General features: G+C 42.5%; 11 protein-coding genes. All 11 read left to right on the forward strand.

Features of this window, described 5'->3' with window-relative positions; all coding sequences use genetic code 11:
* Positions 1-8 precede the first annotated feature (8 nt).
* The 11 genes from B3F51_RS04020 (at position 9) to B3F51_RS04070 (ending at position 13,434) form a co-directional block, all read left to right on the forward strand.
* Entirely contained in the window at positions 9-2,162 is a 2,154-nt protein-coding gene (locus B3F51_RS04020) for a methyl-accepting chemotaxis protein (RefSeq protein WP_228878569.1), read from the forward strand.
* Positions 2,163-2,469: 307 nt separating this feature from the next.
* Entirely contained in the window at positions 2,470-2,982 is a 513-nt protein-coding gene (locus B3F51_RS04025; RefSeq protein WP_228878566.1) for a DUF1097 domain-containing protein, read from the forward strand.
* Between the two features lie 398 nt (positions 2,983-3,380).
* Complete coding sequence (locus tag B3F51_RS04030) at positions 3,381-4,037, forward strand: GntR family transcriptional regulator (protein WP_228878562.1); 657 nt, start codon at positions 3,381-3,383, stop codon at positions 4,035-4,037.
* Between the two features lie 377 nt (positions 4,038-4,414).
* Positions 4,415-6,793 (forward strand): xanthine dehydrogenase family protein molybdopterin-binding subunit, encoded by a 2,379-nt coding sequence (locus B3F51_RS04035; protein ID WP_286945591.1) that lies wholly within the window; start codon positions 4,415-4,417, stop codon positions 6,791-6,793.
* The gene (locus B3F51_RS04040) at positions 6,783-7,280 is read left to right on the forward strand and encodes a (2Fe-2S)-binding protein (RefSeq protein ID WP_286945592.1); all 498 of its coding nucleotides are present in this window, start codon (positions 6,783-6,785) and stop codon (positions 7,278-7,280) included. The genes B3F51_RS04035 and B3F51_RS04040 overlap by 11 nt, the downstream gene beginning before the upstream one ends.
* The gene (locus tag B3F51_RS04045; protein ID WP_070370830.1) at positions 7,280-8,149 is read left to right on the forward strand and encodes an FAD binding domain-containing protein; all 870 of its coding nucleotides are present in this window, start codon (positions 7,280-7,282) and stop codon (positions 8,147-8,149) included. Before B3F51_RS04040 ends, B3F51_RS04045 begins: the two co-directional genes overlap by 1 nt.
* 91 nt (positions 8,150-8,240) lie before the next feature.
* A complete protein-coding gene (locus B3F51_RS04050; protein ID WP_228878558.1) occupies positions 8,241-9,089 on the forward strand; it encodes an MBL fold metallo-hydrolase in 849 nt (282 codons plus the stop codon).
* A 45-nt stretch (positions 9,090-9,134) separates the two neighbouring features.
* Positions 9,135-10,085, forward strand: coding sequence for a 3-hydroxyacyl-CoA dehydrogenase family protein (locus B3F51_RS04055; protein WP_070370832.1), 951 nt, complete (start codon positions 9,135-9,137; stop codon positions 10,083-10,085).
* A gap of 23 nt (positions 10,086-10,108) precedes the next feature.
* The gene (locus B3F51_RS04060; RefSeq protein WP_276520503.1) at positions 10,109-11,080 is read left to right on the forward strand and encodes a thiamine pyrophosphate-dependent dehydrogenase E1 component subunit alpha; all 972 of its coding nucleotides are present in this window, start codon (positions 10,109-10,111) and stop codon (positions 11,078-11,080) included.
* A 13-nt stretch (positions 11,081-11,093) separates the two neighbouring features.
* Positions 11,094-12,074 (forward strand): alpha-ketoacid dehydrogenase subunit beta, encoded by a 981-nt coding sequence (locus B3F51_RS04065; protein WP_228878548.1) that lies wholly within the window; start codon positions 11,094-11,096, stop codon positions 12,072-12,074.
* Between the two features lie 22 nt (positions 12,075-12,096).
* Positions 12,097-13,434: a 2-oxo acid dehydrogenase subunit E2 gene (locus B3F51_RS04070; RefSeq protein ID WP_070370834.1), complete on the forward strand. Its 1,338-nt coding sequence runs from the start codon at positions 12,097-12,099 to the stop codon at positions 13,432-13,434.
* Positions 13,435-13,441: the final 7 nt, after the last annotated feature.

Consider the following 13,441-nt stretch of genomic DNA (forward strand, 5'->3'; position numbering starts at 1 on the left):
ATTGTTTGATGAGTTTGTTTAAGCAATTACTAGTTTTTATATCGATACTGCTTATTGCAACATCGGTGTTAATAATGATGGTGTCATTTAGTTTTAATTTAGTTTTAAACCAAATCAGTGTGCTTCTGATTACGTCAGTCGGGTTTGTATTAGTGGGTTTGTGCATAACCTATTCATTTTTAAAGAGTAGGTTGATGGCATTAAGTGAGCTGAATAAAACTATTAATAGAATAAATAGAATTTATTCAAAAAAAGAAATTGAACAAACTGCTTCGAATGAAAATGAACAGATGATAGTGAATCTGAACCAGTTGGCTGAGTATCTTGAGATGGATCTGGTGGAGCGGATTAAAAGAATTGGCGAAGGTGATTTAACTATCGATTCTAAAAATCAAAATACCCAATCGCTAATTAGCGACGAATTACTGTCTATAGCAGATTCGATAGAAGGCCTGTATTCTGAAATCGATGGTATTGTTAAGGCCTGCCAAGAAGGTAAACTCAATACAAGAGGCGATGTGGCGCATTTTAATGGAAAATACAAAGAAATAATCATAGGTGTCAATAGAATGCTTGATTCGCTTACCGTTCCAGTAAGTACTTTCTCTGAATATATCTATCAGATTGGAAAGGGCGATAAGCCAGACGTTATAACTGAAACGTATGATGGGGAGTTTGAAGTTCTGAAAAATAATATTAACTCCTGTATAAAAGGGATGACAGCCTTAGAAGAATGTAATCGAATTCTCTCACTGATGAGTAAAAATGATTTTACCCAGAATATTGAAGGTGATTTCGTAGGGATATACTCCGATCTGGCAAGATCAATTAATTTGGTAAATATTAAACTTGTTCGTGTTGTAGAAATATCAACTAACATTGGAAATGGAAATATGTGTGATTTGGAGGCTCTGAAAAAAGTTCCTCGACAAAGTGAAAATGATCAGATCATACCCTGTTTGATTCGGATGATTGAAAATATTATCCAGTTGGTGGATGAGACAAAAATTATGACTGATATTGCAGTTGAAGGGGATCTTAGCAATCGGGGCGATGTCGAGAAATTTAATGGCGAATACGCAAAGGTCATCAACGGCTTTAACCAAATATTGGATGCAGTTATTGCCCCAATTCTGGAAGCATCAGATAGCTTAAAAAAGTTGTCACAAGGAGATTTAAATGCAGAGATGGCTGGTGATTATAGGGGCGATCACGCTCAAATTAAAAATGCATTAAACCAGACCATTACTTTTTTGAAACAATATGTGTCAGAAATTACCATGACACTGGAAGAAATAGGAAAAGGAAACTTAAATCAAAAAATCACAGCCGAGTATTGGGGAGATTTTCTGCCGATCAAGAATTCATTAAACCAAATCACAGAAAGTTTGAGTGAAACCATTTTAGAGATAACTTTGGCGGCCAGCCAGGTTGATGTGGGAGCCCAGCAGATTTCAGACGGGGGTCAGGCATTGGCTCAGGGAGCCACCGAACAGGCCAGTGCTATTCAGGAACTTACGGCGTCGATAGAAGACGTTGCAGGAGAAACCAGACAGAATGCTGTAAATGCCAATGAGGCGAATGAACTGGCGTTGGCGGTTCGCCAAAGTGCAGAAACAGGGAATGAACAAATGCGTAGAATGGTTACTGCCATGGTTGAGATTAATGAATCTTCAAATAGCATTTCAAAAATTATCAAAGTCATTGACGATATTGCCTTCCAAACAAATATTTTGGCTCTAAATGCTGCGGTAGAGGCGGCACGGGCCGGTCAGCATGGCAAAGGTTTTGCAGTTGTTGCGGAAGAAGTCAGAACCTTGGCGGCAAGAAGTGCTGAGGCGGCGAAGGAAACAACCGGTCTAATTGAAGGGTCCATTGAAAAAGTAAAAGTTGGCAGTAGCATTGTTGATGATACATCTAAAAGCTTGAATAATATTCTAAGTAGAATCGAAAAAGTTGCAAATATAATCGGCAAGATCGCTTTGGCGTCCAATGATCAGGCACTTGAAATTGCTCAAATCACTCAGGGGATTGAACAGGTTTCAATGGTAGTACAAACCAATTCTGCAACGGCTGAAGAAAGTGCGGCAGCCAGTGAAGAACTCTCGGGACAGGCAGAACTCCTTAAAAAAATGGTAGACACGTTTGAATTAAAAATTTAGTGTAGTGCGCTGGTAAAAGAGCGTATCACGATTGAAAAATATGATCCAGATAAGCTCGGTTAGTATAAGTGATAATCGCAATGAAGACGGATCAAATAAAAATGCAAAAAAAATGATTGACGTTTACATCAACATACTGTATATTACATATAATCGATTATATGTAATATAGCACAATTGATCCAGGCTAGAATTAATGCTAAATGAATCATGTGTCGAGACTTATGCGATTCGAAAAGGACACCAGGAGCAATCAGATTAGTATTATTACATTACCGAAATGGTAAAATTGAAAGGTGGAATTATAATGGGTTATTTAGTAGCAATTGGTCTAACCGCAGGAATTATTGCAGGGGTATTCTCACATTTGGTTTTTATTGCGGGAGTATTGCCTGTAATTGTATGGGTTGCTTTTGCTGGTGAAGCAACATTCTTTGCAGCTGGCGGGAAAAATATGGGTTTCGTCAAGGGACTTGCTTCAAACCTAGCCGGAGTATTCTGGGCGGCGGTTATCTTTTTTATTGTTGGTGCATGGGCTTCACCACTTGCCATGGGTTTAGCTGTATTTCTTGCAGTTGTAATGATGTGTATCCAGGCAAAAATTGAAATCTTATCATTTATTCCAGGAGCATTCATTGGTGCGGCGTGTCTTTTTGGCACTGCATCCGCCGATTTTCCAAGCGGAAATATTGTCGGTGTAGTCATTGCACTGGTACTGGGAGCAGTAATGGGATGGGTTGCTGAAAAAGCAGCGGGCCCACTTGCCGGTTTAATTGCAAAAAAATTTCCTGAAAAAGCAGTAGCAGAACAACAAGTGTAGAAATTCTAAAAATCAGCTGAAGTTTATAATCGCATAAGTAAAAACGATGACCGATCACAGTCAAAAAGACGTATTGCCGAATAACACGATGTTAAGAAGCAATACGTCTTTTTAATTGGGCTAATTTTCTTCGGATTTTTATGGCAAAGAACTTTTTATTTAGTAAAAAGCAAACCAGCACAGCTCACTATTGATAGCAAGAAAATTATATATATTTAACAATGTGTCGTTGATTTTGACATAAGCAATTAAATTAAGCAATCTAGGCAGATTTACAATCTTATACATATTTAAAAATCAAGAAAAGAACTTATTAACGATTATACATAATTTTGACAAGTTAAGAATTTGTGCTATAATTAAACGGTAATGAAAGTGAAAGCAAGGAGTTATTTATTGTGGTTGAAGCAGACGGTAAATTAAAAAAACGAACTTTATATAGTGATGAAATACGAGAAGTAATCAAACAGGCAATTATCAGTGAGGAGTTAAAGCCCGGAGAGCGGGTGGTAGAAACGCGCTGGGCGAAAAAACTGGGGGTTTCCCAATCACCTGTGCGAGAGGCCATCAGAGATCTCGAGATGATGGGCTTTATTGAGAACCGCCCTTATCAGGGTGCCTTTGTGCGCAAAATGGATAAGAAAGATGTGATTGATGCTTATTATGTCCGGGAAGCTCTGGAGATGGCCGCCATGCGCTATGCCGTTGAAGTCATTACCGATGATCAGCTGGAGGATATCCTCAATGTAATGGATGAAATGAAACAAGCGGTTAAAGATGGAAACTTTGAACTTTTTGTTGAAAAAGACAGCTTGTTCCACGAAAAAATTATGGAAATCTCTAATAATGAGCTGCTAATCAAGCTTTGGAATCAATGTAAAATACGGGAATATACCAGTATTAGTGCCTGGATTTCAGATCTTACTTTGGAAACATTAGCTGAACGGCATAACAGTCTTTATCAGGCATTAAAAACAAGAAGTAAAGAAATGGCCATGGAAGCGGTCACCGAGCATTTTGAAGTATTGATTGAAGAAATGAATAATATTTCCTGACAAGAGGAAGTTGAGAAGAACAATAAAAAAAATTCGAATCTGTTTAACAGAAATTCGCATAATGATTAAAGAGTAGTCATTGTGCGAGTTCTGTTAAACAGATTTTTTTTACGTAAAATTAATTATACAAAATTTGCGAAATATCATTTGACATTAGCAAAGGGAGGTGTTACTATTCATCTATAAAATATAATCGATTATATATAATATTTAAAAAAATATGCCGTACAAAGGAAAATTAAAATATTGTATGAATAGCAATGGTATGAAAACGCTAATTTTTGTAGTACTTAAAGCGCTGCTGATGAATGCTAAAAATTCTATTGTTAGTTTTTCAAGTATTTTTAAATTTTTACTTTAAATTTGGAGGTTCAATTATGTCTGATTGTGAAAAGACCAATTACATTGGAAAAAGTGTTCAAAGAGTCGACGTATACGAAAAGGCGACTGGTAAAGCAAAGTACTTTGAGGACTATCAGGTTCAGTATCGGGATTTGTTGCATGTAAAGGTTTTACGGAGTCCGCATGCCCATGCAAAAATTGTGAGTATTGATGCGAGTGCAGCTGAGGCGCTACCAGGTGTTGCAACTGTTGTAAAAGGAAGTGATCCTGATATTGCATGGGCGGATATCCCTTATGCGTCAAGTTATTATGGAAATCCGGCAAAAGATGAAGTTATCTGGGCGGGGCAGGCTGTTGTGGCGGTGGCTGCAGAAAGTATCGAAATTGCTGAGCAGGCATTGGAACTGGTGAAGGTGGTATATGAAGAATTGCCTTATGTAGTTGATCAGCGCGAAGCCTTCAAAGCGGATGCCGTATCGGTTACCAGTCCAGAATTGGGAATTGCTGCTGGCTATGGTGGGGTTCAACTAGAAGGTCCGAATGTAATGGGGAGTTACAAATTAACCCATGGTGATGTCGAAAAAGCTTTTGCTGAAGCGGATGTAATCGTTGAAGAAGAGTATCAGGCTGGTAAAAAATCAACCTCCCAAATCGAGTGTAACGGTAGCATTGTTGAATACCACGAAGGTGGTGGGGTGACTATTATTACCAATGGTTGTGGAGTTCACGGGGTTGTCAAGAATCATATTCTAACCATGTATCCACAGCTTTCATCAAATAAGGTTCGGGTTATTCAACCGGTTACTGGTGGTAGCTTCGGCAATCGTTTGTTTCCTCTGGTAGAACCCTTGGCAGTGTTGATGGCCTTAAGAACAAAAAGAACCGTTTCATATGTTTTAACCCGAAAAGAAATGTATACGTCATCACCATCGAATTGGCCGGTCTACACCAAATTAAAATTGGGAGCAAAAAAAGATGGTACTATCATTGCTGAAAAACTTGAGCTAGTAGAGGATGCCGGGGCTCAAATCCGGGGTTATTTTGATGGCCGCCTATCTTCTTCCGGTTTAATGTGTGTCTACAACATTCCCAATGTTCAATGCGATTCGTATGCAGTACGAACTAACACTATGCCATGCGCACCATATCGTGGACTGGGTTGTGCTGAATCAGAATGGGCAATGGAAAATTTGATCGATGTATTAGCTGAAAAACTGGATATGGATCCGTTGGAGATTCGCTTAAAAAATATTTTAAAGAAAGGCGAAACCAATCCTTATGGCGAAAAAGTGACCAGTATTGGTTTGGGAAGATGCCTGGAAGCAGTTGCCGATGCCATTAATATTGATGAACCTTGCCAACAGGATGGTGGTCCATGGAAATATGGAAAAGGAATTGCGGCTGCTGGAAAACAAAATACACCACTTGGGCGAGCCGAAGCGGATTGTCTGGTTCATAGTGATGGTAGCATCGAATTACTGGTCAGCTGTGATGAACAGGGGATGGGAGTTCAGACAACCCTCAGACAAATGGCAGCAACGGAATTCCAGATTGATATTGAAAAAGTAAAAGTTACCAGAGCAGACACAGCGATAACACCGTATGATAATTTTGGAGCCTCCAGTCGAACCACCTACACAACCGGGAATGCTGTGATCATTGCCTGTCAGGATGCCATCGACCAGTTAAAGGAAGCAGCTGGTCGGAAAGTTGGTCTGGCCAAGAAACAGGTGACCATTAAAAATGGTAAAGCTTATTTTGTCGGATCAAATATTGAGTCTATTGATATTGCTGATCTGTATGAACCGTTTAGTTTCTTCACTCAACAGACCTGGGGTCTTTTAAAAGGAACACCAGTCAGAGGACGCGGGGTGTTTTGTCCAGCGCCTGCAGTTGAGTGGTTTGGGCCTGGTCATGAAGATGGACGGACACCGAGAATGTGGAACTGGTATCAGTACAGTGCTTTTGGTGCTGAAGTTGCTGTGAATGAAGAAACCGGGCAAATTAAAATTTTGAAGCTGATGAGCACCGCTGATACCGGTAATCCGATTAATCCAAAACTGGTTGAAGGTCAGATTGATGGTGGTGTGATTATGGCCTTGGGATTCTCCATCATGGATCATCACATGTTCCAGGACGGTAAAATGATGAATCCTAATATGTCAGACTACCGTTTGCCAACAACTCTGGAAACACCACTTCAGAAAAACTTTATGCGGGCAATTCTTCCAGATCCATTGCCAGATGGCCCATTTAACGCGAAAGGGATGGCAGAATCGATTATGATTCCGGTTGGACCGGCTATTGCCGCAGCCATCTATCAGGCCATTGGGGTAAGACCGACAGAAATGCCAATGACAGCAGAAAGAGTATTGAAATTGATTAAAGATAAGGAGGCCAGTGATGCAAAATAGAGCAAATTATATTCAAGTTGAGTGTGAAATAAATGGAAAGGCAGTCGATTTACTAGTCTCACCAGATCGGACTGTGGTTGACGTTCTAAGAAACGAGCTGGGTTTGACAGGAACAAAGCAAGGGTGCGATGATGGCAATTGTGGTGCCTGCACCATTCTGGTTGATGGGAAAGCGGCAAAAAGTTGTTCGATGCTGATTGGACAGGCGAGAAATAAAAAAATAACGACCATTGAAGGAGTGTGCAATGGTGATGTGCTCCATCCGATGCAGCAGGCATTTATTGATCACTTTGCGATTCAGTGTGGCTTCTGCACACCAGGAATGATTATGACGGCGATTGCTATTTTAAATGAGAATCCCAACGCCACCGAAGAAGATATTCGGGAAGGTCTACATGGGAATTTATGTCGCTGCACCGGTTATGTAAAAGTGGTCGAAGCCATTGAAGATGCACGCGATAAGATTAATGCCGGGGGTGTGAACTAATGAAATTTAATGCATATTACGAACCGAAAACTGTTGAAGAATGTGTCCAAATTTTAAGCGAGCAGGGATCAGATGTTAAAATGCTGGCCGGTGGAACCGACCTGGTTATTCGCTTAAGAAGCCGTGCGCTAAAACCAAAAACAGTGGTGAGTTTAAATGCCATTCCTGAATTAAGCGAAGTTTCTTTAAAAGAAGATGGCCTTTATATCGGTGCCATGGCTCGTCTGATGGATGTTTCCAAATCAGAACTGTTAACGGGTGCCTGGAAAATTGTTAAAACCGGTGCCGGAAATGTATCCAGCATGCAGGTCCGAAATATTGCCACCCTTGGTGGAAACAGCTGTAATGCATCGCCCAGTGCTGATACCGTTCCGGGTTTGGTCGTTTCCGGAGCAATTGCCAACATCGTTGGCAAAAATGGCAACAGAAGTGTTCTTCTGGAAGAATTCTTTACCGGCCCGGGCAAAACTGTGTTAGCCGATGACGAAATGCTGGTCAGTTTTAAGATCCCTAAATATGCCGACAAAACCGGCGCTGTTTACAAAAAATATTCAATTCGGGGCGATACGGACATCGCCATTATCGGTGTCGCCGGAAAAGTCACCTTGAATGCGCAAGATGAAGTGGTGGATGTAAAAATCGCTCTGGGTGGTGTCGCCCCAACTGTCATCCGGGTGCCAAAAGCGGAAGCCCTATTATCAGGAAAGAAGCTAACCGATCAATTAATTGAAGAAGCAGCAGTGATCGCTTCAGAGTCGTGTACACCGATAACCGATGCTCGTGCGACAAAAGAGTATCGAAAAGAAATGGTCAAGGTATGGGTACGACATGTACTAAAGGATGCGGCACAGGAAGCTCAAAAAAACTAAGCCAGTTAAGGAGCAGAAATGATGCCGCAAGGCATCGCTGCTCCTTTTTTTACAAATAAATCAACCTCACCTGTTGAGAAAGGAAATTAAAATGGAAAAACTAACACCAAATGTTTATACCGAAACAAAGATTCGGGGGTGTAACCCAAGTATTGTTTTTACCAAAGAAGGATCAGTGTTTATCGATAACGCTCAGTGGTTAAGCAGTTTGCTTGAGATGATCGCCTTTGCTGAGCAAAAAGGGCCCATTAAATACATGATTAATACCGAACCACATATTGACCATATTTTTGGGAATCATTGGTTTGCCGGTAAATGCCCAATTATCGGACACGAAGCGATGAACAAAGATTTCTTTCTGGTGCCGGGGGAAATGGACGGCTATGACTACAGTGTTGATGTACTAACCCGCCAGGATCCCAAGGGGCTGGAATTAATGCCCTCCCGAGAAGATTACATTATTAACAAACCGCAGATTACCTTTTCAAAAGATCTGTCCCTGAAAGTTGGAGATCACACTTTTAAGCTGTATCACACACCAGGACACTCGGATTCGCAGATTGCCGTACATGTACCAGAGGAACGAACCGTATTTGTCGGAGATACTGTCTTTTCCGATTGTCAAATCTGGCTCCACTCGGCTAATATCGATGAACTGATTGCATCACTTAAGTTTATCTACTCTCTGGATGTGGATCACGTTGTCCCGGGACATGGTCCGGTTGTTAAAAAGTCATATATTATGAACCAGCTCTCGTTTATTTATGAATGGATCACAGCGGTTGCCGATGGTATAAAAAATGGCTGGACTCAGGAAGAGTGTATCGCACGGATCAGCTTTGCCAACCGATGCCCGGTGGATATTGGTCAGGATGAAATGATGGAATACATTCAACGAACAAATATCATCAAGTGTTACAACTACTTAACCCAGGGATAAGCGACCGAGCGTTTTTCTAAAAGAAAAAAGGAGGCTATTTTACAGATGAAATTGAATTCAATTAATAACGTTTCGATTATCGGAACTGGCATGATCGGTGCCAGTATGGCCGTGTTGTTTACCGGGAATGGCTATAAAACAACCATCCTGGCACATAATGATGCCGAAATAGAAGCCGGTAAACAACGTTATCAGGCCTGTTTTGAAGATTTAGTGCAAAAAAAGCTAGTTACCGAAAAACAATACAAGGCTTGCGAAAAACTGTTGACGATAACAACCAATTATCAGGATCTTGTTGATACGGAGCTGATTTTTGAATGTGTGGTTGAAAATCTGGCGGTTAAACACAGTGTTTATCAGGCCATTGAAGCGAACTGTCCAAACTTTAAAGCCATTGCCTCGTCGACATCAGCGATTTCAGCGGATGATCTGGCTGAAGGCTTGAAGCAAAAAGAAAAGCTGGTAGTGGCTCATCCATGGAATCCACCCCACCTGGTTCCCTGTGTAGAGCTGGTACCGAGTCAATGGTCAGAAGCAGGGGTTATTGAGGCCATTTATGAATTTCTGGAATCAGTCGGACGAAAAGTGGTGGTCATGAAAAAAGCTGCTCCCGGATTTATTGGCAACCGTCTGCAACACGCCCTATACCGGGAAGCCGTCCACATGGTAGAACAGGGCATCGCGTCACCGGAAGACATTGACAAAACCTTAAAATACAGTTTTGTACCTCGTTATACCTCCATCGGTATTTTTGAACATTTTGACTATGCCGGTTTGGATATGATCGTCAGCATTGATGACTATCTTTTCCCGGATCTTTCTAATGCCGACAAAACCCCGGATTACATCCGGTCACGCTTTGAAAAAGGTGACCTTGGGCAGAAAACTGGTTTAGGTGTCTACGACTGGTCCCAGGTGGATATGGACGCATTCCGGATGAAAGCTGCAAAACCTTATTTTGAATTTTTTAACTGGAGTTTGCCTGAGGAAGAATAAAAACAGTAAGGATTGAAAGGAGTATCAACGTGATATCAAAAGAACAAAAACTTTGGATCTACGAGATCATGAATAAAATCAGATATTTTGAATTAAAGGCTTTGCGCCTGTTTGAAGAAAATAAACTGCGTGGATCGGTTCATTTATATGCTGGCGAAGAAGCCGTTGCTGCCGCTGTTTGTGCGCAATTGACCGATGACGATTATATCACCAGTACCCATCGGGGTCATGGTCATTGCATTGCGAAAGGGGCTCAGTTGGATAAAGCCATGGCTGAACTCATGGGTAAAGAAACCGGTTATTGTAAAGGCCGCAGTGGTTCGATGCACATTGCCGATTTCACCAAGGGAAACCTTGGTGCAAATGCCATTGTCGGCGGGGGCATCCCGATTGCCACTGGCGCAGCACTGGCGGCCAAGCTTCAGAAAAATGACAAGGTTGCGGTTTCATTCTTTGGGGATGGAGCATCTAACGAAGGAACCTTTCATGAAAGTCTGAATCTGGCAGCGGTTTGGAAACTGCCCATCATTTTTATCTGTGAAAACAACGGTTTTGGAATTTCAGTACCGGTTGCACAGTCAACATCGGTTGAAAACATCAGCGATCGTGCTGTTGGTTACGGGATTCCTGGGGTAACAGTTGACGGCAATGATGTTTTTGCTGTTTATGAAGCGTTTGAAACCGCCGTTAAACGGGCTAAAGCTGGCGACGGTCCGACTTTAATTGAATGTAAAACGTATCGAACCCTTGGCCATTGGACCGGAGATCCTCAAACCTACCGGGATAAAAAAGACGTTGAGATGTGGCGGGATACCAAAGATCCGATTCAATTGTTTAAAAAAGTTCTGGTTGATGCTGGCGATTTCACGGCCGCAGAACTGGATACGATTGAAGAAGCCGCAAAAGTGGAAGCAGATGCGGCTGCCGAGTTTGCCATTAACAGTCCGAATCCGGATCCTGCCGATGTGATGGACGATGTTTTCTACGAAGCTTGAGAAAGGAGCAAAAATGAGTAAAAAAACTTACGCAACAGCCATTCGGGACGTTATTGCAGAAGAAATGCGTCGGGATGAAAATGTTTTTGTAATGGGAGAAGATATTGAGTTGCTGGGTGGTATTTTTGGATGCACTCGGGATTTATACAAGGAATTTGGCACCGATCGGATCAGAAATACGCCGATCTCCGAAGCAGCGATGATTGGAGCCGGTGTAGGGGCCGCCTGTGCTGGCATGCGCCCCATTGTCGAACTGATGTACATGGACTTTACCTTAGTTGCTGCCGATCAGATTATTAACCAGGCTGCCAAAACCCGCTATATTTTTGGCGGTAAAGCAAAGATTCCCCTGGTCATCCGGGGACAACAGGGAATTGGACGGGGAAATGCCGCCACCCACAGTCAGAGTCTGGAAACTATTTTTATGCACTTCCCCGGGATCAAGGTAGCTTGTCCGTCCAATGCCGCCGATGCTGCAGGACTTTTAAGAACCGCGATTCGCGATGATAACCCGGTAATGTTCTTTGAACATAAGGCGCTTTATGCTTCGAAATTCGAAGTACCGGATGATCCGGATTTCTGTATCCCTTTTGGTCAGGCTGAAATTAAGCGAACCGGTAAAGATGTCACCATTGTAGGTTCACTGCTTTATGTCAGCAGAGCACTGGAAGCGGCAGCTGAACTGGAAAAAATGGGGATTGATGCCGAAGTGATTGACCCCCGAACAATGGTACCTTTTGATATGGACACCATTATCGAATCGGTTAAAAAAACCGGCAAACTGGTGGTTGTTCATGAAGCCCATAAGGTCGCCGGTTGGGGAGCAGAAGTTGTTTCACAGGTGGTTGATGGCGCATTTAAATATTTAGATGCCGCACCGATTCATCTGGGTGCCAAAGCCTGTCCGCTTCCTTTTAATATTGAATTGGAAAATGCCGTGGTACCCAGTGTGCAGCAGATCGTTGAAGCAGCAAAAAAAGTATGTTATCGATAGATTCGATAGTTAGGAGGATAGCATGGCAGAATTTATAATTATGCCCAAACAAGGTCTCCAGATGACCGAAGGAACCATTATGGAATGGTTGGTTGGAGAAGGAGAAGAAGTCATTGCCGATGCGCCGTTATTTGAAATGGAGACGGATAAACTGACCATCTCCATTGACGCCAGTATCAGTGGCACCTTGTTAAAAATAATTCATGAAGCTGGCGCCGTGGTTCCAATCACCGAGCCGATTGCCATTGTTGGTGACAAAGGCGAAGATTTTTCCGCCTTATTGGATTCCATCGGGGCACCGGCAGCCGCTGCAGCGGTTGCTGAAAGTGCGGAGCCAGTGCAGATTGAGGAAGCAGCGATCGAAACAGCAACCGTTAAGGCACCACGAACTGGACGAGTTTTTGCTTCTCCCCGGGCTAAAATGCTGGCGGAAGAAAAAGGGATTGATGTTGCCGATCTTGATGGTTCTGGTCCGGAGGGACTGGTCATTGAAAAAGATGTTCTGGATTATGTGCTTAATCCGGCACAAAAAACAGCTGCAACGCCATTGGCAAGAAAAATTGCCGAGTTGGAAAATATTGATATCAATGGGGTTCAGGGATCTGGCGTCCGCAATAAAGTGTTAGCAGACGATGTGCGTTTATCGGCATCAGTCAGTCAGGGACCGATTCAGATGGTAGCGCCACTTGATGAAGAATTGATTCCCATCAAAGGGATGCGAAAAATTGTCGCGGAACGGATGAAACAAAGTCTTGGTGAAATGGCCCAGGCCAACCATCGCATCACCGTCGATATGACCAATTCGGTAGCCTTAAGAGAACAGTACAAAGCAGTAGGCAGAAAGGTCAGCTACAACGACATCGTGCTGCGCTGCGTGGCCAAAGCCTTAACTGAATTCCCAATGATGAATTCCTCCTGGACCAGTGAGGGTATTGTGCTTAAGAAATATGTGAATATGGGTATGGCGGTAGCGATTGATCAGGGTTTAATTGTCCCGGTCATTAAAAATATTCACCTCAAATCGTTGGATCAAATTTCCAAAGAATCCAGTGAACTGGCCTCAAAAGCAAAAGAAAACAGACTTCAGCCGGAAGACTATAGCGGCGGAACCTTTACCGTTTCCAATCTGGGGATGTTTGATATTGATGGCTTTACTGCCATTATTAACCCCCCAGAAGCCGGAATCCTGGCAGTTGGAAAGCTGGCCAAACAACCGGTAGTAATAGGTGATGAAATTGTTATCCGAATGATGATGCAGCTCAGTCTGACCTATGATCATCGTACCGTGGACGGTGCGCCGGCAGCACAATTTCTCAAACGGATCAAAGAATTACTTGAAAATCCAATGTTGCTGATTTAAGGAGAAT

The sequence above is a fragment of the Acetobacterium sp. UBA5834 genome, assembly GCF_002435675.1.
In the GTDB taxonomy this organism is placed as follows: Bacteria; Bacillota; Clostridia; order Eubacteriales; family Eubacteriaceae; genus Acetobacterium; species Acetobacterium wieringae.